General features: G+C 66.6%; 23 protein-coding genes. 13 read left to right on the forward strand and 10 right to left on the reverse strand.

Translation table 11 applies throughout. The features are described from left to right. Window positions 1–248: 248 nt before the first annotated feature. Genes ABWP84_RS06815 through ABWP84_RS06825 form a run of 3 tightly spaced genes read right to left on the reverse strand, consistent with a single transcriptional unit; the run spans window position 249 to window position 2,612 of the window. A complete protein-coding gene (locus ABWP84_RS06815) occupies window positions 249–914 on the reverse strand; it encodes an NUDIX domain-containing protein (RefSeq protein WP_353211259.1) in 666 nt (221 codons plus the stop codon). Then, window positions 907–1,707, reverse strand: coding sequence for a nitroreductase family protein (locus tag ABWP84_RS06820; RefSeq protein WP_353211260.1), 801 nt, complete (start codon window positions 1,705–1,707; stop codon window positions 907–909). Before ABWP84_RS06820 ends, ABWP84_RS06815 begins: the two co-directional genes overlap by 8 nt. Next, window positions 1,704–2,612, reverse strand: a complete 909-nt coding sequence (locus ABWP84_RS06825) for an SDR family NAD(P)-dependent oxidoreductase (RefSeq protein WP_353211261.1) — start codon at window positions 2,610–2,612, stop codon at window positions 1,704–1,706. Before ABWP84_RS06825 ends, ABWP84_RS06820 begins: the two co-directional genes overlap by 4 nt. A 105-nt stretch (window positions 2,613–2,717) precedes the next feature. Between ABWP84_RS06825 and ABWP84_RS06830 the strand changes: the two genes are divergently transcribed. The 5 genes from ABWP84_RS06830 (at window position 2,718) to ABWP84_RS06850 (ending at window position 7,235) form a co-directional block, all read left to right on the forward strand. Beyond that, the gene (locus ABWP84_RS06830) at window positions 2,718–3,482 is read left to right on the forward strand and encodes an ABC transporter ATP-binding protein (RefSeq protein ID WP_353211262.1); all 765 of its coding nucleotides are present in this window, start codon (window positions 2,718–2,720) and stop codon (window positions 3,480–3,482) included. After that, the gene (locus ABWP84_RS06835; RefSeq protein WP_353211263.1) at window positions 3,479–4,240 is read left to right on the forward strand and encodes an ABC transporter permease; all 762 of its coding nucleotides are present in this window, start codon (window positions 3,479–3,481) and stop codon (window positions 4,238–4,240) included. Before ABWP84_RS06830 ends, ABWP84_RS06835 begins: the two co-directional genes overlap by 4 nt. Window positions 4,241–4,252: 12 nt before the next feature. Beyond that, complete coding sequence (locus ABWP84_RS06840) at window positions 4,253–5,215, forward strand: ABC transporter substrate-binding protein (RefSeq protein ID WP_353211264.1); 963 nt, start codon at window positions 4,253–4,255, stop codon at window positions 5,213–5,215. A 62-nt stretch (window positions 5,216–5,277) separates the two neighbouring features. Then, complete coding sequence (locus ABWP84_RS06845) at window positions 5,278–6,258, forward strand: tripartite tricarboxylate transporter substrate-binding protein (RefSeq protein WP_353211265.1); 981 nt, start codon at window positions 5,278–5,280, stop codon at window positions 6,256–6,258. Beyond that, on the forward strand, window positions 6,255–7,235 hold the full coding sequence (locus ABWP84_RS06850) for a hydroxyacid dehydrogenase (RefSeq protein WP_353211266.1): 981 nt from the start codon (window positions 6,255–6,257) through the stop codon (window positions 7,233–7,235). Before ABWP84_RS06845 ends, ABWP84_RS06850 begins: the two co-directional genes overlap by 4 nt. A gap of 124 nt (window positions 7,236–7,359) precedes the next feature. On the opposite strand, the gene ABWP84_RS06855 is transcribed toward ABWP84_RS06850, so the two are convergent. Together ABWP84_RS06855 and ABWP84_RS06860 are read right to left on the reverse strand one after the other, a co-directional pair. Next, on the reverse strand, window positions 7,360–8,355 hold the full coding sequence (locus ABWP84_RS06855; RefSeq protein WP_353211267.1) for a polyprenyl synthetase family protein: 996 nt from the start codon (window positions 8,353–8,355) through the stop codon (window positions 7,360–7,362). A gap of 11 nt (window positions 8,356–8,366) precedes the next feature. After that, window positions 8,367–8,783 carry a rhodanese-like domain-containing protein gene (locus tag ABWP84_RS06860; RefSeq protein ID WP_353211268.1) on the reverse strand — a complete coding sequence of 139 codons (417 nt, stop codon included), beginning with the start codon at window positions 8,781–8,783 and terminating at the stop codon, window positions 8,367–8,369. A 51-nt stretch (window positions 8,784–8,834) separates the two neighbouring features. Here ABWP84_RS06860 and ABWP84_RS06865 point away from each other — a divergent pair, with 51 nt between their 5' ends. Then, window positions 8,835–9,731: an EamA family transporter gene (locus ABWP84_RS06865; protein ID WP_353211269.1), complete on the forward strand. Its 897-nt coding sequence runs from the start codon at window positions 8,835–8,837 to the stop codon at window positions 9,729–9,731. A 310-nt stretch (window positions 9,732–10,041) separates the two neighbouring features. Here the strand turns inward: ABWP84_RS06865 and ABWP84_RS06870 are convergent, their stop codons facing one another. Then, entirely contained in the window at window positions 10,042–11,625 is a 1,584-nt protein-coding gene (locus ABWP84_RS06870) for a DUF4214 domain-containing protein (protein WP_353211270.1), read from the reverse strand. A 155-nt stretch (window positions 11,626–11,780) separates the two neighbouring features. Here ABWP84_RS06870 and ABWP84_RS06875 point away from each other — a divergent pair, with 155 nt between their 5' ends. The 4 genes from ABWP84_RS06875 (at window position 11,781) to ABWP84_RS06890 (ending at window position 15,361) form a co-directional block, all read left to right on the forward strand. Further along, entirely contained in the window at window positions 11,781–13,034 is a 1,254-nt protein-coding gene (locus ABWP84_RS06875; RefSeq protein ID WP_353211271.1) for a patatin-like phospholipase family protein, read from the forward strand. 127 nt (window positions 13,035–13,161) lie between these two features. Beyond that, complete coding sequence (gene efp / locus ABWP84_RS06880; protein ID WP_353211272.1) at window positions 13,162–13,731, forward strand: elongation factor P; 570 nt, start codon at window positions 13,162–13,164, stop codon at window positions 13,729–13,731. Next, window positions 13,728–14,792: an inositol monophosphatase family protein gene (locus ABWP84_RS06885; RefSeq protein WP_408904245.1), complete on the forward strand. Its 1,065-nt coding sequence runs from the start codon at window positions 13,728–13,730 to the stop codon at window positions 14,790–14,792. The genes efp and ABWP84_RS06885 overlap by 4 nt, the downstream gene beginning before the upstream one ends. 14 nt (window positions 14,793–14,806) lie before the next feature. Beyond that, a complete protein-coding gene (locus tag ABWP84_RS06890) occupies window positions 14,807–15,361 on the forward strand; it encodes a hypothetical protein (RefSeq protein ID WP_353211273.1) in 555 nt (184 codons plus the stop codon). A gap of 105 nt (window positions 15,362–15,466) precedes the next feature. Here the strand turns inward: ABWP84_RS06890 and ABWP84_RS06895 are convergent, their stop codons facing one another. Continuing rightward, window positions 15,467–15,829, reverse strand: a complete 363-nt coding sequence (locus ABWP84_RS06895) for a cupin domain-containing protein (RefSeq protein WP_353211274.1) — start codon at window positions 15,827–15,829, stop codon at window positions 15,467–15,469. Between the two features lie 68 nt (window positions 15,830–15,897). On the opposite strand from ABWP84_RS06895, the gene ABWP84_RS06900 reads away from it, so the two are divergent. Further along, window positions 15,898–16,635 carry an SH3 domain-containing protein gene (locus ABWP84_RS06900; protein ID WP_353211275.1) on the forward strand — a complete coding sequence of 246 codons (738 nt, stop codon included), beginning with the start codon at window positions 15,898–15,900 and terminating at the stop codon, window positions 16,633–16,635. Window positions 16,636–16,655: 20 nt separating this feature from the next. Here the strand turns inward: ABWP84_RS06900 and alaS are convergent, their stop codons facing one another. Together alaS and ABWP84_RS06910 are read right to left on the reverse strand one after the other, a co-directional pair. After that, on the reverse strand, window positions 16,656–19,289 hold the full coding sequence (alaS, locus tag ABWP84_RS06905; protein ID WP_353211276.1) for an alanine--tRNA ligase: 2,634 nt from the start codon (window positions 19,287–19,289) through the stop codon (window positions 16,656–16,658). A gap of 82 nt (window positions 19,290–19,371) precedes the next feature. Beyond that, window positions 19,372–20,592 carry an alpha/beta fold hydrolase gene (locus ABWP84_RS06910; protein WP_353211277.1) on the reverse strand — a complete coding sequence of 407 codons (1,221 nt, stop codon included), beginning with the start codon at window positions 20,590–20,592 and terminating at the stop codon, window positions 19,372–19,374. Window positions 20,593–20,736: 144 nt separating this feature from the next. Here ABWP84_RS06910 and ABWP84_RS06915 point away from each other — a divergent pair, with 144 nt between their 5' ends. Beyond that, window positions 20,737–21,744, forward strand: coding sequence for a DUF6925 family protein (locus tag ABWP84_RS06915; protein ID WP_353211278.1), 1,008 nt, complete (start codon window positions 20,737–20,739; stop codon window positions 21,742–21,744). On the opposite strand, the gene ABWP84_RS06920 is transcribed toward ABWP84_RS06915, so the two are convergent. Beyond that, window positions 21,745–22,515 carry an FkbM family methyltransferase gene (locus ABWP84_RS06920; RefSeq protein ID WP_353211279.1) on the reverse strand — a complete coding sequence of 257 codons (771 nt, stop codon included), beginning with the start codon at window positions 22,513–22,515 and terminating at the stop codon, window positions 21,745–21,747. A gap of 86 nt (window positions 22,516–22,601) precedes the next feature. Here ABWP84_RS06920 and ABWP84_RS06925 point away from each other — a divergent pair. Then, window positions 22,602–23,842 (forward strand): YifB family Mg chelatase-like AAA ATPase (locus tag ABWP84_RS06925; protein ID WP_353211299.1); only part of this gene is annotated, 1,241 nt, incomplete at its 3' end.

A 23,842-nucleotide genomic window follows, 5' to 3' on the forward strand; every position in this document is an offset into this window, starting at 1 on the left:
CTAGGAGGAAACTGAGTTTCCTCCACCTTCGATTGATTATTGGTTTTAGGCTTTAATTCGTCCAAACGAAATTTTTATATTTTAGAAATATTATTTATTGCTGATCCAACTGTTCCGTACGGAACAGTCTATCAAAAATATCAAAGCCCCGGGAAAACCGTCGACATACATGTCGACCCTGGTGGGAGAGCGCGAGAGGGCAAAGCCCGGGCAAAGCCCTTTCGCTCTTACCCCCCGCATTCAGCGGTTTAGGCCGCCGGCTCGCGCTCGGCCATGCGGGCATTCAGCCCCAGAATCCGCACCAGGCGCCGCCCGGCGCGCTGGGCTGGTGGCATGGCGTGCCAGGCCAGGAACTCCTCCATGATCACCTCGGTGATGCTGGCCATTTTCGCCGCCCTTGCGGCAGCGGCCGAGTAGAAACCCAGCTCCTCCAACTCGCCGCTGCTGATGATATTGCCGCGCACGGCGTCAGCCGGGGCGATCAGGAAGCGGGCGTTGAAGCGCATCGGCCGCGATGTGGGGGTGACGGCGCGGCAGAGGTAGTCCAGCACTGAGAGATCGGGCGGCTCGCCGAGGCAAAGCCCGGTCTCCTCCTGCAATTCGCGCGCGGCGGCCATGGCGCAGGCGCGGGCCAGTCGCGCCGTGCCGACGCGCGATAATGCGGCCAGCACCTCGGGCCGCAATTCCGCCGTGGCGGCGGCGCGGGCATCGCCGGGGTCCACCCTGCCGCCTGGGAAGACCATGACATCGGGCATGAAGCGCAGGGCCTTGTTGCGCCGTCCCATCAGCAATTCGGGGCCATCCTGGCCATCGCGCCAGACCAGGATGGAGGCGGCATGGCGCGGGCGGACCGGGCGGCGGGCGCGGCCGGCGACATCGGCACCACCGGGATTGTCGAAGGGCTCTTTAGTCAAGCGCAAAGCCACGATGGCGCAGCCAGGCGCGGAAGCCCGCCCGCTCCGGCACGCCCAATTGGCGCGAGGCATTGGCGGACCAGGTTTCCGAGGCCGGGCCAAAGACTTCTGGGTAGCGCGGCTTTCCGGGCGGGCGCAGCGCGTCATAGGGCGCCAGGGCGGCTTCGAGGCCGCTGTCATCATAGGTCTCACGATGCACCACCACCGATGGCGGCAGGCGGGGCGAGACTTTTTCGCGCGCTTCGGGCCAGCCCAGGCTCAGGCCGGCCACTGGGAAGACGCCTTTGGGCAGGGCCAGAAGCGGGGCGATTTTTTCGTTGTGGTTGCGGACATAGCTGATCGGGCAAGTGCCCAGGCCCGCAGCCTCGGCGGCGAGGATGGCATGGGCCATGGCGCTGGCGGCATCCACCGTGCAGTTGAGGAAGGTGTCCATATTGTTGTTGGCGTGTTCGCGGTCGTGGATGTCGCATATGCGCTGGCCGCGGCGCATATCGCCGCAGAAGATCAGCAGCACTGGGGCGGCGGCGATCCAGGGCATGGTGCCGATCCAGCCGGCGATCGCAGCAATTTTGGCCCGGTCCCGCAGCAGGATGATGGAATATTGCTGCAGGTCGGATTTGCTGGGGGAGGATTGCGCCGCCGCCAGTACGGTGTTGAGCAGCGCCTCGTCCAGCGGCTTATCCGCATATTTGCGGGTCACGCGGCGGTCGAGGATCATCGCCAGCCCGGCGGGGATATCCGCCGGGGCTTCGAAAGGCAGCGCGCCGAAGCGCGCCTTGAGTAAATCGCTCACACGGGGTCCCAGGAGAAGACATCGCCCGAGCGTTCCATCGGCACGAAGCCGGAGCGGAAGGCGGGCAGCGCGATCTCGGCGATTTTTTCCGGGGTCCAGCCATTTTCGCTGTGCACCGAGCGGATCGGCCGGTTCTGGCTGAACAGGAACAACTCGTGCATGCGCGGCGCGAAGATCTGGCCGGTGACCTCCTTCGCGGCGTCGGAGGCGAGGAAGACGGCGAGTGGTGCGTTCTTCTCCGGGCCCATCTTCTGGATGCGCTCGACGCGGGCCTTTTGTTCCGGCGTCTCGGCGGGGATGGAGGAGGTCATACGGCTCCAGGCGAAGGGCGCGAGGCAGTTGGAGCGGACATTGTAGCGCTTCATGTCGAGCGCGATGGATTTGCTCAGCGCCACGATGCCCAGCTTGGCGGCGGAGTAATTCGCCTGGCCGAAATTGCCGATCAGCCCGCTGGTGCTGGTGATGTGCACAAAGGAGCCGCTCTCCTGCTTACGGAAATATTCGGCGGCGGCGCGGCTGACGAAGAAGCTGCCATTGAGGTGAACATTGATGACGCTCAGCCATTCCTCGGGCGTCATGCGGTGAAAAATCTGGTCGCGCAGGATGCCGGCATTGTTCACCACGATATCGACGCGGCCAAAGGCGTCGATCGCGGTTTTGATGATGCCCTGGGCGTTTTCCCATTCGGCCACGGATTGGGTGTTGATCACCGCCTGGCCGCCGCCCTGCTCGATAATGGCCTTGGTGCCCTCGGCGGGGCTGGTGGAGAAACCATCGCCGCCCAGCGAGGCGCCGATATCGTTGATCACCACCTTCGCACCGGCGGCCGCCATGGCGATGGCGATCTCACGGCCAATGCCGCCGCCGGCACCGGTGACGATGGCGACTTTTCCCTCAAGCATCATGATCTGCGTATTCCTGCCCATTGATTGGTCAGATCAGCCTAGACGGGCGCTTGCGCGGCGTGAAGCCGCCTTGCCCCGGCGGACGGAAACAAGCAGTTTGGGGGTATGGCATTGGTCTCCCTTGAAGTCGTCGGCAAAACCTATCGCGGGCGCTCTGGCGCCTATGAGGCGGTGCGCGATTTTTCGCTCGAATTGGCGGAGGGTGAATTTTTCTGCCTGCTGGGCACCTCGGGCTGTGGCAAGACCACGGTGCTGAACATGCTGGCTGGGTTTGAGGCGCCGACGGCGGGGCGCATTACCCTCGATGGCCGGCCGGTGAGCAAACCCGCAGCCGAGCGCGGCGTGGTGTTTCAGGGCACCGACAGCCTGTATGACTGGCTGAACGCGCGGGATAATATTGCCTTTGGTTTGCGGCTAGCCGGGGTGGGCCGGGCCGAGCGCCGCGCCGTGGCCGAGCGGTTTTTGGCCCTGGTGGGCCTGGCCGGGGCGGGCGACAAGCACCCGGCGGAGCTGTCGGGGGGGATGAAGCAGCGCATTCAGATCGCCCGCGCCCTGGCCAATAACCCGCGCATGCTGCTGATGGATGAGCCCTTTGGTGCGCTGGATGCGATGACGCGCAATATCCTGCAGGCCGAACTCACCCGGATTTGGCAGGAGGCGCGCAAGACGGTGCTCTTCATCACCCATGATATTGAGGAGGCCTGCGCGCTGGCCACGCGAATCGGCGTGATGAAGCGGGGCCCGGGCGGCACGCTGAAAACCGTGGTGCCGGTTGATCTGCCCTTTCCGCGTGACCGCACCTCGGATGCTTTCATGGCGATTTTTCGCCATGTGCATGCCGCCATTCGTGAGGAAATTGTCGCGGCATGAGAGAGCGTGTGAACATCGTCGCCGGTTATCTGGCCGGCTTCGCCCTGTTGTTTCTGGTCTGGCATCTGGCGGCCGTTTTTGTGGTCAAGAGCGCGCTTTTCCCCTCGCCCATCCCGGTGTTTGTCCGGGCGCAATGGCTGATCGAGGAGAATATCCTGCAAGAGCAGATCTGGGCCTCGCTGCGGCGGATTTTGCAGGGTTTTGCCCTGGGCACGGCTTTGGGCATTCCCATTGGCCTCGCCATTGGCAGCTTCAAGCCGGTGCGGGTGCTGCTGGAGCCCTGGACGGAGTTTTTCCGCTTCATCCCGGCGGTGGCGATGATCACCGTCGCGGTCATCTGGTTTGGCATTGGTGAGGAGAGCAAGATCTTCCTCATCGCCTATACCACTATCTTCGTCATCATCATCTCGACCGCGGCCGGGGTGGGGGCGGTGGAGCGCAACAAGATTCGCGCGGCGCAGGCGCTGGGGGCGAGCCGGTTTCAGGTCTTTGCCCTGGTGGCGCTGCCGGCGACCGTGCCTTTCATTCTGACCGGCATGCGCCTGGCCATGGCCAATTCCTTTGTCACCATCGTTGCTGCCGAGTTGATTGCCAGCAATGACGGGCTGGGCAAGATGCTGTGGGATGCGAGGCTGTTCATGGAGATCAATGATATCTTCGTGGCGCTGGTCGCGCTCGGCCTGCTGGGCTTTGCTACGGATCGCTGCTTCCGCCTTGCCATCCGCGCCTTTGCCGGGCGCTATAATCCAACCATGTAGGGAGATTATCCAATGAACCGCCGCGCCCTTCTTGCCGCACCGCTCTTTGCCACGCCCATGCTCAACGCCCCGGCGCTGGCCCAGGCGCCGATTGCCATGACCATCGCCACCGGCGTCGATCCCTCCTTCGCGCCATTCTACGTGGCGCGCGAGGCAGGGATTTTCACCCGCAATGGGCTGAATGTGACGGTCAATACCGGCCCCTCGGGCTCGGCCATGGTGGCCTTCCTGGTCGGCAATCAGATCAATGCCGCCTATGGCGCCGAGCAGGCCGGCGTCTCGGCCCATTTGGTGGATCCCAATGTGGTGGCGGTGGCCGAGGGCACGGCGCTGCTGCGCTGGATCAGCGTGCTGGGGCGCAATATCGAAAATATGGAGGGGCTGAAGGGCAAGCGCGTGGGCGTGGCCCGCGGCACCGGCAGCGAGACCTTCTGGCTCTCCGTCGTGGCCAAGCTGAACCTCAACCCGGCCGATTATACCATCATTAATGTCGAGGCGCCGGAGATGGTGGCGGCCCTCGAGCGCGGCAATATCGATGCCTTCGCGGTGTGGGAGCCCTGGCCGACCCGGGCGATGCGCGCCATCCCGAATACCCGCATCCTGCTGTCCAATGACCAGGTGCAGATCGTTCGGAATTTTCTTTACATGAACAAGGGCTGGGCCGAGGCCAATGCCGAGGCGACGACCCGCTTCATGCGCTCCATGGTGGAGGCGCAGGCCTTCATCGCCGCCCAGCCGGCCGAGGCGGCGGGCCATGTCGCCCGCTTCCTGCGGCAGGACCGCGCCTTCATCGCCGAGTTGATGGGCAAGGTTGCGTACACGATGAACCTCACCGCCGACAGCGTGGGCAATATTCAACTCGCCATCGACCAGCTGCGCGGCATGAACCGGCTCTCCCGCCCGGTGACGCCGGCTGAGGTCATCTGGTCCGCCCCCCTGGCGCGGGTGGCGGCGGATAGGGTTCGGATGGGGTAAAAGGGGGCAGACAGGCGGCGCAGGAGGCGGCAAACTAGTCGAAAGACCAGAGGGAACACACCATGCGCCGCAGCCTGCCAGCCTTGTTGCTTGGCCTGATTCTAGCCTATGCCCCAGTGGCCCATGCCCAGGGCGAATGGGAGCAGGCGCGGCCGGTGCGCATTATCCTGCCCTTCCCGCCCGGAGGGGCGACCGACCTGATCGCGCGGATTTTCACCGAGCGGATCAGCCGCGATTCCCGCCACCCCTGGCTGGTGGAAAACCGCTCCGGCGCCAATGGCAATATCGGCATGCTGGCCGCGGCACAGAGCCCGGCGGATGGCTATACGCTGGGCGCCTGCACGGTGGGCAATTGCGCCATCAATGCCGCGATCTATGCCCGGATGCCGTTTGATATCGCAACCGATCTGGTGCCGGTCTTCTGGTCGGGCAGCGTGATGAACGCGCTGGTGGTGCGGCCCGATCATCCGGCGCGGGATTTCCAGGGTTTTGTCACCTGGGCGCGGGCGCAGGGGAATCGGGCGAATTTTTCTTCCTCGGGCTTTGGCGCCTCCAATCATTTGCTGGGCGAGTTTTTGAATGGCCGGCTGGGGCTTTCCATGCAGCATGTGCCGTTTCGCGGCGGCGCGCCGGGGATGCAGGCGGTGATGCAGGGGGCGACGCAAATGTTCTTCGAAAATACCCCCACGCTGATCGGCGCCATTCGCGGCGGACAATTGCGCGCGCTGGTGGTGAGCGGGCGGGAGCGTGACCCTGCCCTGCCCGATGTGCCGACGCTGGGTGAGGCCGGCATGGCCGATGCCGTGGTGGAGCCCTGGTTCGGCTATATGGCGCCGCGCGGCACGCCCGCGCATATCGTTCTGGCGCTGAACACCATGCTCAACCGCGCCAATGCCGACCCTGATGTGCAGGCCCGGCTGCGGGGGCTGGGGGCGCTGCCCGAGGGCGGGCCGCCGGAGCGCTTTGCCGCCCATGTGCGGGCAGAATTGGCGCGCTGGGCCGAGGTGGTGCGGGTGAACAACATCGAAAGGATCACCGAGTGAGCAATCCCTTCAAGGTGCTGCTCTGCCGCAAGCTGCACCCCGCCGGTATGGCGCTGCTTGATGCCCGGCCCGATGTCAGTTGCACCATCATGCATGACCCGCCGGTGGCGGAATTCCATGCCGCCCTCGCCCAGGCCGATGCCACGCTGTGCTGGCTGGAGCGGGTGGACCAGGCGGCGCTGGATGCCGCGCCCAAACTGCGCTGCGTCTCGCGCTATGGCGTGGGGTTTGACACGGTGGATGTGGCCGCCTGCACCGCGCGCGATGTGGCGGTGATGGTGGCCAATGGCAGCAATGATCTCTCGGTGGCCGAGCATGCGCTGATGCTGATGCTGGCAGTGGCGCGCCGCGCCGCGCAGCATGATCGGCATATTAAATCCGGTGGCTGGTGGCCGCCAGCGGGGCCTGAGATGGTGGATCTGGCGGGGAAATCCCTTCTGGTGGTGGGCTATGGCAGGATTGGCGCCCGGGTGGCGCGTTATGGGCAGGCCTTGGGGATGAAGGTCTCGGTGCTGGATCCATTCTGGCGGCCCTCGCGCCTGGCGGCCGAGGGGGTGACCCCGGCGCGTGACCTGCATGCGGCGCTGGCTGAGGCCGATGTGGTCAGCCTGCATTGCCCGCTGCGGCCCGATACCAAGCACCTGATGAATGCGGCGGCCTTTGCCGCGCTCAAGCCCGGCGCGATTGTGGTGAACACCGCGCGCGGGCCGGTGGTGGATGAGGTGGCGCTGCTCGCAGCGCTCAATGCCGGGCGGCTGCATGGCTTTGGCGCCGATGTGCTGGAGGTGGAGCCACCCGCTGGCCCGCACCCCCTCTTTGCCCACCCCAATGTGCTGCTCAGCCCACATAATGCCGCCAGCACCGAAGAAGGGCTGGCGCGCATGGCCAGGATTGCGGCGCAGAATATTCTGGATTGCCTGGATGGCCGGCCGGATACGGCGATGATGGTCAATCCGGAATTGGCGGCGAGGGGCTGAGGGCGGCGACCGCTGCGGCGATGGTGAGAAACCCTTTGGAGGCTGCGCAAAACGAATGGCGAGGGGGAAGAAGATCGAGGGGCTTTGCCCCTCGAGCCCCCCATCAAACCCTGGGATCAAACATCTACCGCGCGCGCTCGATGCAGTAATCGACCACTGCCGCCATGGCTCGCTTCTCGGCCGAATCGGCGAAGGGTTCCAGTGCCGCGAGGGCGGCCGCGCCATAATCGCGGGCGCGGGAAAAGGTCTCGGCCAGGGCACCGTGGCAGGTGATCAGGCGCTGCGCCTCGGCGAAATCATCTGCGGTCTGCTCGCCCTCTTCGAGGGTGCGGCGCCAGAAGGCCAGTTCTGCCTCATCGGCGCGGGCGATGGCCACCAGCACGGGGAGCGAGATTTTGCCCTCGCGGAAATCATCGCCCACGGTTTTGCCCAGCACCGCCTGATCGGCCGAATAATCCAGCGCGTCATCAACCAGTTGGAAGGCAACGCCGAGATTGCGGCCAAAGGCGTCCAGCGCCTCCTCCTCTGCGGCGGGGCGGTTGGCCACCACGGCGCCGAGCCGCGCGGCGGCGGCGAAGAGGGCGGCGGTCTTGCCGTGAATCACCTCAAGATACTGCGCCTCGGTGGTGGCGATGTCGTTTTGCGTCATCAATTGCAGCACCTCGCCCTCGGCGATGGTGGCGGTGGCGCCGGAGAGGATGGCCATGACCGGCAGCGAGCCATCGGCGATCATCAATTGGAAGGCGCGGGCGAAGAGGAAATCGCCCACCAGCACCGAGGCCTGGTTGCCGAACAGCGCATTGGCCGAGGCCTGGCCACGGCGCAGCGCGCTTTCATCCACCACATCATCATGCAGCAAGGTGGCGGTGTGGATGAATTCCACGCAGGCGGCGAGCACCACATGGCGCCCGCCGGCCGGGTCGTAGCCGCAAAGCCGGGCGGCGGCCATGGCGAGCAATGGCCGCAGGCGCTTGCCGCCGGCAGCGATAAGATGGGCGGCCAATTGCGGGATGAGCGCCACCGGGCTGTCCATCCGGGCCATGATGACGCGGTTGCAGGCCTCGATATCGTCGCGCAGCAGCGTCATCAACGCCGTCAGCGCATCCTCGTTTTTGGGCATGGTGTCCATGCTCACCGCTGCACCCAGGGCAGGCCCGCAGCTTTCCAGCCGGCCGCCTGGCCGCGATGGCCATCACGGTCCACCGGGCCTTCGAAGCCATCGGCCACGTTGAACACCGCCGCATAGCCGGCGGCCTGGGCGGCCTGGGCGGCGGCGAGGCTGCGCGCGCCGGAGCGGCAGATGAAATAGACCCGGTGCTCGGGCAGCACGCCCCCCTTGCGCAGCGCCTCGGTGAAGTGGCTGTTCACCGCCATGGAGGGATAGACCTGCCAGGGGATGAGGACGACGCGCTTGCCGGCATCGACCAGATCGGGGATGCCGACGAAGTTCCATTCGGCATCGGTGCGCACATCCACCAGCATCGCCGCGGGGTCGTTTTGCATCGCGGCCCAGGTTTCGGCAGGCGCGATATCGGGTATGGCGGCCATGTCCCGCTCCTCATACGCTGTTTCTGCCCATGGTATGGGACGGACAGGCGCTTGCCGCAACGGGGCCTGGGGGGAATGGCGATGCGCGGGCGAGGTTTTGAACTGCTGCTGCTGGGGCTGCTGGCGCTGCTCTGGGGCTCCTCCTTCGCCCTGATCCGGGTGGGGATCGAGACGATTCCGCCGGTGACGATCATTGGCCTGCGCTGCTGCCTGGCGGCGCTGGCGCTGGGGGTGGTGGTCTATGCCCGTGGCGTGGCCATCCCCCGGGATCTGGCGAGTTGGAAGGCCTTCGCGCTGCAGGCGATGCTGGCCACCGTGACGCCCTTTGTGCTGATCGCCTGGGGCAGCCAGGAGGTGCCTTCGGGGCTGGCGATTATTCTGGCCTCGACCTCGCCGATCTTTGCGTTCTTTTTGGGGTTTGTGGTGGGGCGGGCGGAGCGGCCGAGCTGGCTGAAGGGGCTGGGTACCGCCCTGGGGATAGTCGGGGTGGCGCTCATTGCCGGCCATCAGGGGATGCAGGGCGGCTCATGGCCGCATATGTTGGCGCTGCTGGCCTCAGGGCTGTTATTTGCCCTATCGGGTTATACCGGGCGGGCCTTCGGTAAAATGGACCCGATGCTGCCCGCGCTGGGCTCGCAATTGAGCGGGCTGGTGCTGCTGCTGCCCGCGGCGTTGCTGTGGGAGCGGCCCTGGGCGTTGCAGCCCAGCCAGGCCTCGCTGATCGCGCTGGTGGTGCTGGCGCTGTTCTGCACGGCGCTGGCCTCGGTGATCTGGTTTCGGCTGTTGCGCACGTTGGGGGTGGTGGCCACCACCGCCCAGGCCTATTTGCGCCTGCCGCTGGGGGCGGGGATTGGCGTGGTGTTTCTGGGCGAGAGCTTCCCGCCCGTGGCGGTGGGCGGCCTGGTGCTGGTGATGGCGGGTGTGGCGATGATGACCTGGCGGCGCTGAGGGGCCTCAGGCCGCCGCTTCGGGTTCGATCAGGGCGCGCGCGGCGGTGATGCCGATGCGGTGGCATGGTGCCGGGCGCTGCCATTGGAGCAGCCTGTGAGGCGCAGCGAGATGCGCTCACCCGCAGGCCATGGCGGGCGAGGGCGGCGGCGATATGGCCGCGCAGCCCTTGGCTTGCGGCCTTTATGGCCTCGGCACCGCTGGGCTTGGCCGTGTTGGGTGGGAGGGGAGGGGATGAAGCCATGGCCGGGCGCCTCTGCACTGAGAGGGGCGTTTTGTACATTTTAGTTTGTTATTTATATATTTTCACTCAATTGAACGGCTCGCCCAGCGGCAGGGCGCTGAGATAGCCCTGCTTCTCCGTGCTGAAGCCGAAGGAGGAGATCATGTCCGAGCGCGCCAAGGTGCCGCGGTTGAGATGGCCCACCCAGTAATCAAAGCCCTCCTGATCCGGCTCGCGCCCCAGAGCGTTCTCATAGAGCGAGCGGACGAAATCCTGCTGGTTGAGATTGGCGAAGCGGCCGATATACTCGGTCGATCGACCAAACAGCTTTGACAAATCATAAGCTGAGATCAGCCCGGCATTGAGCACGCCCATCCAGTATTCAAAACCATCATGCTCCGGCAGACGGTCGAGCGCTACATCATAGATGGAGGCGACGATATTGGCATTTGGCCGATCCATCCATAGGCCATAGGGGTTGGCGGTGGCGATATTGGTCCGCGTTACCTCCATATTGGCAAAATTGAGCGCAACCTCGGCGCGAGACATGCCAATATCCAGAGCGTGCTTCCAGCCCTGCACATCGGGCTCCGCGGGGGTGGAGCCATCGACGTTGCGATAGAGTTGGCGGATGAATTGCTCATTGCTGGGATGGCCGAAATTCATGTGATATTCAAAGCAGTTGAGCAGGATGGCGGCCAATTGATCCGTGCCGTATTCCTTGGCGTCGAGCGCATGGCTGATCTGCCAGAGCGAGCCCGCATCGATGTTGCGGCCCAAAATCGTCTGATAAAGCGAATTGGCCAGCGCGGCGCTGCTATCGGCGCGCATATCGATGGCGCCATTGAGGAATTCCAGCCGGTCGAGCTTGGGCAGCCAAACATGGCTGCCATCCTTCATCACCACATCGGTCAATTCGCTGCCGTAATGCTCCAGCCGCTCCACCTCCCAGGCGCCACGCTCGGCCCAGACCACGCCTGCGGATTTGTAGGAAAAGCCGGCTTTGATCTCCCAAGGGTCGAGCACATCGAGCACCGCCGTCTCAGGGCCTGGGGATTCCACCCGGATATTGAGGGTGAAGGCGGCGGATTGATGGCCATCGGACACTTCGACATTGATCGCGCGATAGGGGCCATCGCTGATCGCCACCGACATGCCATCACGCAGCTTGAGGCCATTATCCACCACCTCATACATCCAGGCATCCGCCTCGCCAATGGTGAAGGTGAAGGGGCCGGCGCTGTCAGGGTCGGTCACGGCAAGGCGGCCGATGGTGGCGCCTATCGCCCCGGGCACCACCGCGCCGCCGCTGGCAAAGGCGAGTGCGGTAGGCGGTGTGTCATCCAGATTGGTGACGCCGAAGGTCCAGCAGGAATCGCTGTAACCCATCGTGCCATCCTTGAAGAAGACCCGCAGCACGATGGTCAAAGCCGGGGTCTTGGCGTCACGGGTGAAGCTTTCATAATCCACCGTGGCGATATTGGAGAGCAGCACCGTGCCGGTCAGCGGGTCGAAGCTGCTGCCGATATACAGATCGGCATCGCCGACGACATCGATCAGCGCGATCTGCGAAGGATCGCCCTGCCATTGCACCGCGCCAGCCCAACGCCCAGCCGCGGTATTTTCCGCCATCACCTCGGGCAGATTGCCCTGAAACCGCACCGATCGCATATTTCGTCCCTCTCCAAGCCAGGCCGCCTTCATGGCAGAGGGATGGTTGCCGGGCGGTTAAGCGGCGCGACGCCATGGCCGCCGTTTTATGGCATGGGGAATTGCGATGCGCTTTCGATTGGTTCAAAACCGCTTCTATGCAGGAAAATGATTCAATGTCGCTTCCCTCCTGGCTGGGCTCTGCCCAGGGCACCGGCCGGCGTGGCCTTGCCGCCGCGGCGGCGCTGGCCATCACCGGCTGCGCCAGCCCCGCGCGCCTGCCCGCCGTGCCGCGTGGCGCATCCGGCCAGGCCTCGGTGCTGGGCCTGCCCAATGAGCGCTTCCGGATGGAAAACGGTATCGGCCCCTTTGATGGCGAGGTGGTGCGCGCCATGCTGCGGCGCGCCGATTTCCTCGGCGTCAGCGATCTGGAGAAGATGCCCGGCATCAATCTGCTGGCGATTTCGGGTGGCGGTGAGGATGGCGCCTTTGGCGCAGGCCTGCTCTGTGGCTGGACGGCGCGCGGCGACAGGCCGGAATTCAATCTGGTGACCGGTGTCTCCACCGGCGCGCTCACCGCGCCATTCGCCTTTGTTGGCCCCAGCCAAGACCCCGCGCTGCGCAGCGTCTATACCGAGGTGACGCTAGCCGATATCGCCGAGAGCCGCTTCCTGATCGCGGCCGTCTTCGATGATGCGCTGGCTGATACCTTGCCGCTGCTGCGCACCGTCTCGCGCCATCTCGACCAGACGATGATGGCGGCCATCGCCAAGGGCTATCGCGAGGGGAGGCTGCTGCTGGTGGGCACAACCGACCTTGATGCCCAGATGCCGGTGATCTGGAATCTCGGCGCCATCGCCGCCTCGGGCCATCCGGGGGCGTTGGAACTCACCCGGCGCATCCTTGTCGCCTCCGCCGCCATTCCCGGCGCCTTTCCGCCGGTGATGTTCGACGTGACGGTCAATGGCGCGCTGCGCCAGGAGATGCATATCGATGGCGGCGCGATCAACCAGGCCTTCCTCTACCCCCCGGCGCTGAGCGCGCCGCGGCGGGCGCAAATCGCCCGGGGGCGCCCGGTGGTTCCGGGGCGGGTGTTTCTCATTCGCAACGCCCGCCTCGACCCGGATTGGGCGGCGGTTCAGCGGCGCACGCTAAGCATTACCGGCCGCGCCATCGCCACCATGATCGCCGCCAGCGGCTATAATGACGTGATGCGCATCTGGAACCAGGCACAGACGGACCGGCTGGACTATCATCTGGCCTATATCGGCCGCGACTTCACCGTGCCCTACGATTCGCCCTTTGACCCGGCCTATATGCGGCCGCTGTTTGATTACGCCTATCAGCGGGCGCAGCGCGGTTTCGACTGGGCGCATCAGCCGCCGATGATTGATGGCAGGCCGGCCCAGGTGGCCAAGGAAGGCGGCTGAAGCGCCACGCCGCCGCCGGGGCTGGCTTGCCCTGAGGCGGCGCGGCGTGTAGGCAATCCGCTCGGCCGAGGGACAAGCCCCGGCTGCTGATCTCGAACCACCAGAAGACACGACAGGTACACCGCCCATGGCGAAGATGCAGGCCAACCAGATGCGCGCCGGCATGGTCATCGAATTCGAAGGCCAGCGCTGGACCATCCTCCGGCAGAACATCATGATCCCGGGCAAGGGCAATGCGATCATTCAGGTCGATATGCGCAATATCAAGACGGGGTCGAAGAAGGACCAGCGTTGGCGCACGGCCGATACCGTCGAGCGGTTGCAGACCGAGGACAAGGAATTCACCTTCTCCTATGCCGAGGGCGAGAACCTGGTCCTGATGGACCCAGAGACCTATGAGCAGACCACGGTCTCCAAGGAAATCCTGGGTGACCGCCTGCCCTTCCTGGTCGAGAATATGACGGTCAATGTCCGCCTGATCGAGGGTGACCCGGTTTCGATGGACCTGCCCGAGACGGTGACGCTCGAGATCGTGGAAGCGGATCCGGTGGTGAAGGGGCAGACCGCCTCCTCCTCCTACAAGCCGGCACTGCTCTCCAATGGGGTGAAGACCATGGTGCCGCCTTTCATCACCGCCGGTGAGAAGATTGTGGTGCGCACCGAGGACGCCTCCTATCTGGAGCGTGCCAAGGGGTGAGCTCAGAACCCCCCGGCGACAAACCGGCCAGGCTCAGCCTGACCAATCCGCCCGCGCCCCAGCCTGAAGAGGCGCGCCCCGCCCGCAAGCCGCGCCCGCCGCGCGGTGTGCCGGTGGAGGCGCCGACGCGCGCACCCACCCGCGGCGTGGGTGGTGCGGCACGGCTCTCGCCGCAGCTCAATGTCGTGGTCAGCGCCGTGCGCAAGGCGGGGCGGCGGCTGCTGCGCGATTTTGGCGAGGTGGAGCAGTTGCAGGTCTCGGTGAAGGGGCCGGGGGATTTCGTCTCCCAGGCTGATCTGCGCGCCGAGCAGACGCTGAAGGAAGAGCTTTCCCACGCCCGCCCCTCTTTCGCCTTCCTCATGGAGGAAAGCGGCGTCTCGGGCGAGGCTGATTGGGAATGGCGCTGGGTGGTGGACCCGCTCGATGGCACCACCAACTTCCTGCATGGCATCCCGCATTGGGCGATTTCGGTGGGGATCGAGAAGCGGATTTCCGACACTGAGAGCGAAATCGTGGCCGGGGTTGTCTATAACCCTGCCTCGGACGAGTTGTTCTGGGCGGAGAAGGGCGCTGGGGCCTTCCTCAATGACAAGCGCCTGCGGGTGTCCGCCCGGCGGGAGATGCATTCGGCGGTGTTTGCCACCGGCATTCCCTTTGGCGCCATTCCGCGCAAGCCGGAATTCGTCGGCATCCTCTCGCGCATCATGCCCCAGGTGGCGGGGGTGCGGCGCTTTGGCGCCGCAGCGCTGGACCTCGCCTGGGTCGCGGCCGGGCGGTATGAGGGTTTTTGGGAACTCGGGCTGAACAAATGGGATATCGCCGCTGGCATCGTGCTGGTGCGCGAGGCGGGCGGCTTTGTGACCGACCCGGCGGGCGGCGATGCCTATGCCGAGGGCATGGTGGTGGCCGGCAATACCCATTTGCATGACAAGCTGCGCGCGGTGGTGGCCGATGGCATTGCCGGCGCCGATGCCGGCCGGGCGCAGATTGCCCGCAGCCATGGCCGCCCGGCCGTGACGGCAGAACTGCCGGCGGGCGATACCCCTCCCTGGCAGGATTGAGCGGGGAGAGGGTCATGCGCCGACGCCAGGCCCTTGCCGTCATCATCACGGCCTGTGCCACGCCGGCGCTCGGGCAGCCAGACACGCCGCCCGACCCCCTGGCTGAGGCCGACCCGCTGCCCGAGAACCTGCCTGCGCCGGCCGAGGCACCACCCACACCCGCCATGCTGGGCGCTGGCGCGGGACCGGCGCATCCTTCCGGGGCGACCGCGCCAATAGCCTCGCCCTTCGCCCTGCCCCTGGGCATGCAGAACCTGGCCAATGGCGGCTGGCGGGTGCAATTTGCGCGCGATGCAAGGGATATCCCGGCCGGCCTGCAGCCAAGCCTGCAGGAGATTGCCCGCGGCCTGGCCGCCACCAGCGGGCGGGTGACAATCATCGCCCAGGCCCCTGCCCCCGCGCTGGAGGCTTCCTTCGCGCGGCGGCTTTCGCTTGAGCGCGGCTTGGCGATGAAGGCCATTCTGGTGGCCGGAGGGCTCGCGGCCACGCGCATCGATATCCGCCCCATGGGCCGGCAGGCCAATGGCGCGGATGTGGTGGATATTCTGCCGCCTGGGGCGGCGCGATAGAGCATCATCCGCTCAAACGTCATTATTTGGGCGGATAGAGATGCTCGGCATCTAAACGCTTAGGGCCTGCGCAGTGAGGCTTGGCGCAAGGGGCGGGCTCGGCTGTTACGCCCCGAAGCCCTGCCCGGCCCGCTTATAGGCCTCGCGCGGGGGGGCGAAGATATCGAGCACCTTGCAGCCCTGCTCCCCGGCCACCAGACCATGCTCCACGCCCCCCGGGGTGCGCCAGAAATCGCCGGCCTTGACCGGGTGGTCCACGCCATCTTGAATCCGCACGCCGCTGCCGGCGAGCATCAGGCCCCATTGTTCCTCAGGGTGGCTATGGATGCTGCCCTTGGCGTTGGGCGCGAGTTCCACCACAGAGAGCATCGCCTGGTCGCCGGCGAAGACATGGGTGTTTACCCCAGGGGCGAGTTCACGGGCGATGCCCTGGCTCAGATCGGTCAGGGAAAAGAAATTTTCGGTCATTGATGGCTCCTTGAGCGGCGCATTGTGCCGAGTTTAGCCGCATGTGGTGCTGCGCGAAACGGGGCCAAATGGACGCAACCGCCGCCGCCATGCGGCGTTGTGGTGGCATGCGCCACGCTGCCGCCTGCCTCCTTCTGGTGGCCCTCACCGCCTGCGGTGAGGGGGATGGCGGCGCCGATGCTCGCCCCCCTGCTGGCTCCCCTGGGCGCCCTACCGAGACCCGACAGGAGGTGGCGCGCGCGGCGGCCTTGGCAGCCCTGCGCCATAGGCTGCGGGCCAGGGGGGATATCGAACAGCGCGGCGTACAGGTCTTCACCCAGGCCATGGCGGATGTGCTCGCGGTCTGCGGCCGGGCTCGCATGCCAGGTGCCGCTCAGGCGCCTTATTGGCCTTATGTCGCGGTGGTGGAACTCGCCGGCGAGGCCGGTGCGGTGGTGAGCCTGCATCTGGGCGCCAGCGGTGCCGAGGCCTCGCGGGTGTTTCTCGATATGGTGGATCGCTGCTTTGATGGTGGCGGGCCGGCCAATGCGCGGCCGATGATGCGCAGCCTGCCGCCCCTGCCCGAGAGCGCCGCTGCGCCCGACAGCGCCAGCCCCGCAGCACTCGCGGCCCCGGCGAATATCATCACCGCATCGCGCATGGGCGCCAATATTCGCAGCAGCCCCCGCGGTGGCAGTGTGGTGCGGGTGATGGCGCCGGGCAGCAGCCTGCAGGTGCTGGCCGAGGCGCCGGGGGGGTGGTTTCAGGTGGGCGAGGCGGGCGTGGCGCTGGGCTGGGTCCACGCATCGGTGCTGGAGAGGCGCTGAGGCGGGCTCAGCCGCCACGCTCAGCCCATGGCCAGCGCCGCCCGCACGGCCGCCAGCGCATCGGCCAGCCTCTCGCCATCCGGGCCGCCGGCCTGGGCCATCTCCGGCTTGCCGCCGCCGCCCTTGCCGCCGACCGCGGCGGCGGCGGCCCGCACCAGGCTGGGCGCATCGGCGCGGCCCTTTGCTGCCTCGGCCAGGCCCGCCACGATGGAGGCCTTGCCGCCCTCATTGCTGGCCAATACCACCACATCGGCCGAGCCGGCCTTGAGGATGGCCTCGGCAATGCCGCGCAAATCCTTGGCCGGGGTATCGCCCAGGTCGCGCAGCGCCACGCGCAGGCCACCAATCTCCTCCACTTCGGCGGCGGCGCCGCCGGTTGCGAGTTTCTTGCGCAATTCGCCCACATCGCGCTCCAGCTTGCGGCGCTCTTCCAACAGGGTGGCGATGCGGCCGGGCAGATCGGCCGGATTGACCTTGAGCACCGCCGCCGCCTCGCGAAGCTGGGCCATGCTGTCGTCGATCAGGGCCAGCGCGGCCTCACCCGTCACCGCCTCCACCCGGCGCACGCCGGCGGCGACACCGCCCTCCGACACGATGCGGAACAGGCCAATATCGCCGGTGCGCCGGACATGGGTGCCGCCGCAGAGTTCGACCGAGAAGGCGCGCTCGCCATCGCGGCCCATGCTGACGACGCGGACTTCCTCGCCGTATTTTTCGCCGAACAGCGCCATGGCACCTTCGGCCACCGCGGCCTCGGGGGTCATCAGCCTTGTGCTGACCTCGGCGTTTTCGCGGATGCGAGCATTCACCTCGGCCTCGACCCAGGCGAGTTCCGCCGGCTCCATCGGCTTGTTGTGGCTGACATCGAAGCGCAGGCGATCGGGCGCGTTCAGGCTGCCCTTCTGGGCGACATGAGTGCCGAGTTTTCGGCGCAGCGCCTCATGCAGCAGGTGGGTGGCCGAGTGATGGGCGCGGATGGCGCTGCGGCGGGTATGGTCCACGGTGGCGACCACCGCCTGGCCGGGGCGGGGATGGCCGGCCTCGACCACGCCGGAATGAATGAACAGGCCGAGCTTCTTCTGGGTGTCTTGGATGGCAATACGCAAGCCATCAGGCCCGGTGATCACGCCGGCATCGCCGACCTGGCCGCCGCTCTCGGCGTAGAAGGGCGTCTGATTCAGCACCACAGACACTTCGGCCCCGGGGCCGGCGGAAATCGCCTCAACGCCGCCGGTCACCACCGCCAGCAGCTCGCCCTCGGCCTGCTCGGTGTCATAGCCCAAAAATTCCGAGGTGCCGGTGCGTTCCTTGATGTCGAACCACAGCGTCTCGGTCGCGGCCTCGCCGGTGCCGGCCCAGGCGGCGCGGGCGCGGGTTTTCTGCTCGGCCATGGCGGCGTTGAAGCCGTCGAGATCCACCGCACGGCCCTCGCCGCGCAGCGCATCCTGGGTGAGGTCGAGGGGGAAGCCATAGGTATCATAAAGCTTGAAGGCGATGGCACCGGGCAGGGTTTCTTTGTCCGCCAGCCGCGCGGTTTCCTCGGCCAGCAGGCCCAGGCCGCGCTCCAGCAGGCCACGGAATTTCTGCTCCTCCAGCCGCAGCGTCTCGGTGATGAGCGCGCCGGCGCGGCCGAGTTCGGGATAGGCCACGCCCATCTGCCGCTCCAGGGCGGGGAAGAGGCGGTAGAGCAAGGGCTCCTTCGCCCCCATCATATGGGCGTGGCGCATGGCGCGGCGAAGGATGCGGCGCAGCACATAGCCACGGCCCTCATTGGAGGGCAGCACGCCATCGGCGATCAGGAAGGAACCGGCGCGCAAATGGTCGGCCACCACGCGGTGGCTGATGCGGAATTCGCCATCAGCCCCTTGCCCGGTTGCATCGGCGCTGGCCAGGATGAGGGCGCGCAGCGTGTCGGTGTCGTAATTGTCGTGCACGCCCTGCAGGATGGCGGCGAAGCGCTCGAGGCCCATGCCGGTATCGATGGAAGGGCGCGGCAGCGGGTTGCGCGTCCCCGCCGGCTCCTCGAGGAACTGCATGAAGACGAGGTTCCAGATCTCGATGAACCTGTCGCCATTCTCATCAGGGCTGCCGGGCGGGCCACCCCAGATCTTGTCGCCATGGTCATAAAAAATTTCGGAACACGGGCCGCAGGGGCCGGTATCGCCCATTCGCCAGAAATTATCGGAGGTGGGGATGCGGATGATCCGGCTGTCGGAGATACCCGCGATCTTCTTCCAGAAGACCGGCGCCTCCTCATCCTCGGAATAGACGGTGACCAGCAGCTTGTCCTTGGGCAGCGAAAAATCGCGGGTCAGCAGGGTCCAGGCATGCTCGATGGCCTGTTCTTTGAAATAATTGCCAAAGGAGAAATTCCCCAGCATTTCGAAGAAAGTGTGGTGCCGGGCGGTATAGCCGACATTGTCGAGGTCATTGTGCTTGCCGCCGGCGCGCACGCATTTTTGCGCCGTGGTGGCGGTGCTGTAGGGGCGGCGTTCGGCACCGGTAAATACGTTCTTGAACTGAACCATGCCGGAATTGGCGAACATCAGCGTGGGGTCGTTGCGCGGCACCAGCGGGCTGGATTCCACCACCTGATGCCCGGTGCGGGCAAAATAATCGAGGAAGGTGGCGCGGATATCGTTGCTGCTGGTCATGCCGGGGGGTCGGGCTTTCGTAACGGATTTGACTGGCTGTGAGGTAGCGCGAGCCGGCGCTGGCGTGAAGGGCGGGGCCGCCTCAGCCCGGCGGCAGGGCGGCCAGGAAGTCCAGCAGCAGGGCCGTCACCGCCTCGGGCTGTTCCTGCATCACCCAATGCCCGGCGCCGGGCACGAGGTGGCAGCCGCGCATATCGGCGAGGCCCAGGCGCTGCATGCGCTCGAAATCGCCGGGCTTTTGGTGCACGCCCCAATCAGCCGCGCCGCCGATGAAGCAGGCCGGCACGCGGATGGGCTGGCCGGCGAAGAGCTGCATCTCCCGCCCAGCGAGGCCCGAGGTGGTGCAGCGATAGCTCTGCAAGCCGCCCTGGAAGCCGGTGCGGGCATATTCCTGGGCGTAAACCGCGACCTCGGCCTCGGTGAACCAAGTATTGGCGGCGATCTCGGCCGGCGAGGGCATCTCCACCGCCACCGTCTCGGCCATGCCCTGCGCGAGGTCCATGATGTAATAGGTTGGCATTTCGGCGATCACCGCCGCATCCCAACCCGGCAGCGGATGGGGGCGGTTGGCCGCCCAATCGGCGCTTTTGTGATGGTAATAGGCGCGGAAGAAGGCGTGCAGCCCGGCCGGATGGGTCATCAGCTCGGCATCGGCGCCGCGCGTCGAGTAATGCCATTGGTAATGCTTGCGCGGGCGGGGCAATGCGGCGAGGGCGGCATTCATCGCCGGTGAAGCCAAGCCCTGCGGTGCGGGGGCGGGCTGGCCGCCAAAGGGCAAGGGCGGCGGGCCGCCATAGGGCGCGCTCATCACCACAGCGGCGCGAAACACATCTGGCCGGGTGAGCGCGCAATTGCCCGCCACCGGCGAGCCGAAATCATGGCCGATGACGCAGGCCACCTGCGCCGCACCCAGCGCCGCCACCAGCCCCAGCGCGTCGCGCACATAATTCAGCGGGCCGAATTCGGCGAGATCGGCATCAAAACCCTGGGTCCAGCCGGTGGTGCGGCCATAGCCGCGCTGGTCGGGGGCGACGACGTGATAACCCGCCGCGGCCAGGGGCAGCATGATCTTGCGCCAGGAATAGGCGATCTCGGGGAAGCCATGCAGCAGCAGCAGCAGGGGCCGGCCGGGCTCGCCGGCCTCGAGCAGATGCATCATCAGGCCCCGACCATTGTCGAGGAAGCGGGTGCGGATGCCGGCAGGCAGGGGGATGGGGTCGAGCATGGGGCAAGACTGCACATGCCAGGGGCGAAGGTCGAGAGGTGGGGCGTCATCGCCCGGCCTTGGCTGCCGGATGGGCATGTCACGCCATGACAAAACACCCATACTTGGCGGTTTGATGGCAGAAGGGGTGCCGGCAGCGCTGCGCGTCGCTTCCGTTGTCCATGCTGTTGCGGCTAGGCTGGTAGCAGGGGCCGCGCTGGTGGCCCGACGCCAGGAGCATGCATGACCCATTCCGGCTTCCCCATCTTGGCCCGAGGCCTGGGCGATGCCGGATGGGCCTGGGCCCTGGGCGTGCTGGGTGGCATTGGCGAATTCAGCCGCGCACCTTGGGAGAGCGTGCAGCGCATCCCCGGGGGCATGGTCACCGCGCGCGGCGCCATTGCGCTGCGTGATGACCCGCGCGCCGTTCTGGTGGCGCATGAGGCGCTGAGCCGCCGCCCCGGGCATTGGCAGCAGGGCCTCTCGCTCTGCCTCGAGGCGCGGGACGCCCATTTGGGCGAGGCATGTGAGGTGGTGAGCGAATTGGGCCCCGATACCCAGGCCCTGCGCCCGCGCGACGAGGCGGCCATTCTCTTCGATATGGGGCTGGGGTTTTCGCATATGCGGGCCTGTGTGCGCACGGCCAATCCGGCATTGCTGGCCCAGCTGCGCGCGGGTTGCGGGCGGCCGCTATTCGACCATGGCAACCCTGCCGGGGCGGCCATTGTCGCGGCCTCGCCGCATCGGGTGTTTCTCAGCGCCCTGGCCCGGATTGAGGTGTATCAGCCCATCCCCCCCCCCGATGGCCGCTCACCGGAAGGGCCGCATAGCCATATTCTGCCCACCCTGCTGCGCAGCCGCCGCACCCATGCCGCCACCATCCATCTGCCAGCGGGTTTGGTGCCGGTGCTGGAGGCGTTTCCGCCGCATCCGCTGAGCGACCTGCTGGGCAATGCCGCGCCCTTTGATGCGGCCCGCCACAAGGCCTTTCAGTCCATCATGCTGGCCCATGGCAGCGCTGCCGCCTTGGCGGAAAAGCGTGGCGTGCTGGCCGCGCTGAAGGCGCGGCTGCCGCCACACGCCCTGGCCGAGCCTGATGGCCGGGAAAGCCGCGCCGCGCGCCGCGTCGCGCTGCGCCAGGCCGGCCACAGCATGCCGCGCAACCAAGCACTGCCGGCTTGGCGCGCCGCGTGGGAAAAGCATGAGGATGAGCCGGCCGAGACCACGGAAAGCGTGCCCGGCCACGGCTGATCACCCCCGGCGGAACAGCCGGTTCCGCCCGCCACCGCCGATTTCGGCAAAGCCCAACCGGGCGAGATCGCCAGGGATGGCCTGTGCTGCCTCGCCCTCGATTTCCACCAGCACCTCGCGCACATGCGCCGCCAGGGTCACCGCCGCGCCGCGCAGGATGGCGGGCTCGATGCCATCCACATCCAGCTTGATATGGCTGGGCGGAGTGGCGCCGAAGGCGGCGATGAAGCCATCGACCGAGATTGCCGGCACCGCCTGGGAAAACCGCGCCGGGCCGGAGGTGATGGAATGCATGGAATGGCCGGCCTCACTGCTGGCCATTTCCAGCCGGGCGATGCTGCCGGCGCTCTCGCCCAGGGCCAGGCAAAAGGCATCAATGCGTCGGTCCAGCCCATTGGCCTCGGCGCTGCGAATCATGGCGGCGAAGGATTGTGCCGAGGGCTCGAAGGCCAGCACCCGCAGCCCGCGCTTGGCGGCAAAGAGCGCGTAGAGGCCGATATTGGCGCCGATATCCCACAGCACCGCATCGGCGGGCAGGCTTTCGATCCAGGCCACCGTCTCCGGCTCGTCGCGGCCAAAGCCATAGGGGTCGTGCAGCGCGCGGTTGGAGGGGCAGAGCATGCGCAGCACCCCCGCACTGGTGGGCACCGCCACCGCCTGCAAGGTCGCCTCATGCAGCAATGCGAGGGTGGAAGCCTGGCGTTCGGGCTTGAGGGCGGAGGTTGCGATGCGGGCCATGCCATGCAGGGCGCGGGCGAGGGTGCGGCTCATTGGCCAGCCATGCCGCATGGCGGGGCAATGCGCCAGAGCATGCAATGATTGCATGATTTTACATATACACTACCTTAGGGTGCAGCATGAACGCCGCCCGCATCATCAGCTTCGCATTCGCCGGGATTTCCGCCGTGCCGGTGGAGGTGCAGGTGCAATTCGCCCCCGGTCTGCCCGCCTTCATCATTGTCGGCATGGCGGATAAGGCGGTTGGCGAAAGCCGGGAGCGGGTGCGCGCGGCGCTGACCGCGCTCGGCCTCTCGCTGCCGGCGCGGCGGCTGGTGGTGAACCTCTCGCCGGCCGATCTCGCCAAGGAGGGCAGCCATTATGACCTGCCCATCGCGCTCGCCGTGCTCGCGGCGATGGGGTTGATCCCGGGGGAGGAATTCGGCCAATTCGCGGCACTTGGGGAATTGTCGCTCGATGGCGCGATTTTGCCGGTGGCGGGGGTGCTGGCGGCGGCGCTGGGCGCCTCGGAGCGCGAATTGGGGCTGATCTGCCCTGCGGCGCAGGGGCCGGAGGCGGCCTGGGCCGGCAGCATCCAGGTGCTGGCACCGGGGCATCTCATTCAGGTGTTGAACCATTTTCGTGGCACCCAGGTGCTGAGCCAGCCGCAGCCACCAGCGCTGGGCGATGCCGGGTGGAGCGGCCCATGCCTCTCGGAGGTGATCGGCCAGGAAAGTGCCAAGCGGGCGCTGGAGGTGGCGGCAGCGGGCAATCACAATCTGCTGATGGTGGGCCCGCCGGGATCGGGCAAATCCATGCTGGCGGCGCGGCTGCCGGGGTTGCTGCCGCCGCTCAGTGCGGCCCAGGCGCTGGAATTGTCGTTGATCCATTCGGTGGCGGGGTTTCTGCGCGAGGGGCAGTTGATTGCCCGCCCGCCCTTTCGCCAGCCGCATCATTCCGCCAGCCAGGCCGCCCTGGTGGGTGGTGGGCCGCGCGGGAGGCCGGGCGAGATCAGCCTGGCGCATCACGGCGTGCTGTTTTTGGATGAATGGCCGGAATTCCAGCGCCCGGCGCTGGAGGCGCTGCGCCAGCCGATGGAAACCGGCGAGGCGGCGATTGCCCGCGCCCAGGCACATGTCACCTACCCTGCCCGCTTCCTCTGCGTGGCGGCGATGAACCCCTGCCGTTGCGGCATGCTCGGCGAGACGGGGCGGGAATGCTCCAAGGCGCCGCGCTGTGGCGAGGATTATACCGCCCGCCTCTCCGGCCCGCTGCTGGACCGGATGGATATCAGCATCGAGGTGCGCCCCATCGCGGCGCAAGAATTGTCCCGCGCGCCAAGGGGGGAAAGCTCCGCCGTGGTGGCGGCGCGGGTGGCGGC

The sequence above is a fragment of the Rhodovarius sp. genome (assembly GCF_040399605.1).
Taxonomy (GTDB): Bacteria; Pseudomonadota; Alphaproteobacteria; order Acetobacterales; family Acetobacteraceae; genus Rhodovarius; species Rhodovarius crocodyli_A.

Coding starts and splice junctions, on each gene's coding strand:
- ABWP84_RS06825 (WP_353211261.1), bottom strand. CDS start 2,612: ATGATGCTTGAGGGAAAAGTCGCCATCGTCACCGGTGCCGGCGGCGGC.
- ABWP84_RS06830 (WP_353211262.1), top strand. CDS start 2,718: ATGGCATTGGTCTCCCTTGAAGTCGTCGGCAAAACCTATCGCGGGCGC.
- alaS (WP_353211276.1), bottom strand. CDS start 19,289: ATGACCAGCAGCAACGATATCCGCGCCACCTTCCTCGATTATTTTGCC.
- ABWP84_RS06860 (WP_353211268.1), bottom strand. CDS start 8,783: ATGGCCGCCATACCCGATATCGCGCCTGCCGAAACCTGGGCCGCGATG.
- ABWP84_RS06915 (WP_353211278.1), top strand. CDS start 20,737: ATGACCCATTCCGGCTTCCCCATCTTGGCCCGAGGCCTGGGCGATGCC.
- ABWP84_RS06845 (WP_353211265.1), top strand. CDS start 5,278: ATGCGCCGCAGCCTGCCAGCCTTGTTGCTTGGCCTGATTCTAGCCTAT.
- ABWP84_RS06870 (WP_353211270.1), bottom strand. CDS start 11,625: ATGCGATCGGTGCGGTTTCAGGGCAATCTGCCCGAGGTGATGGCGGAA.
- ABWP84_RS06835 (WP_353211263.1), top strand. CDS start 3,479: ATGAGAGAGCGTGTGAACATCGTCGCCGGTTATCTGGCCGGCTTCGCC.
- ABWP84_RS06855 (WP_353211267.1), bottom strand. CDS start 8,355: ATGCCCAAAAACGAGGATGCGCTGACGGCGTTGATGACGCTGCTGCGC.
- ABWP84_RS06840 (WP_353211264.1), top strand. CDS start 4,253: ATGAACCGCCGCGCCCTTCTTGCCGCACCGCTCTTTGCCACGCCCATG.
- ABWP84_RS06900 (WP_353211275.1), top strand. CDS start 15,898: ATGGACGCAACCGCCGCCGCCATGCGGCGTTGTGGTGGCATGCGCCAC.
- ABWP84_RS06910 (WP_353211277.1), bottom strand. CDS start 20,592: ATGCCCATCCGGCAGCCAAGGCCGGGCGATGACGCCCCACCTCTCGAC.
- ABWP84_RS06890 (WP_353211273.1), top strand. CDS start 14,807: ATGCGCCGACGCCAGGCCCTTGCCGTCATCATCACGGCCTGTGCCACG.
- ABWP84_RS06895 (WP_353211274.1), bottom strand. CDS start 15,829: ATGACCGAAAATTTCTTTTCCCTGACCGATCTGAGCCAGGGCATCGCC.
- efp (WP_353211272.1), top strand. CDS start 13,162: ATGGCGAAGATGCAGGCCAACCAGATGCGCGCCGGCATGGTCATCGAA.
- ABWP84_RS06920 (WP_353211279.1), bottom strand. CDS start 22,515: ATGAGCCGCACCCTCGCCCGCGCCCTGCATGGCATGGCCCGCATCGCA.
- ABWP84_RS06875 (WP_353211271.1), top strand. CDS start 11,781: ATGTCGCTTCCCTCCTGGCTGGGCTCTGCCCAGGGCACCGGCCGGCGT.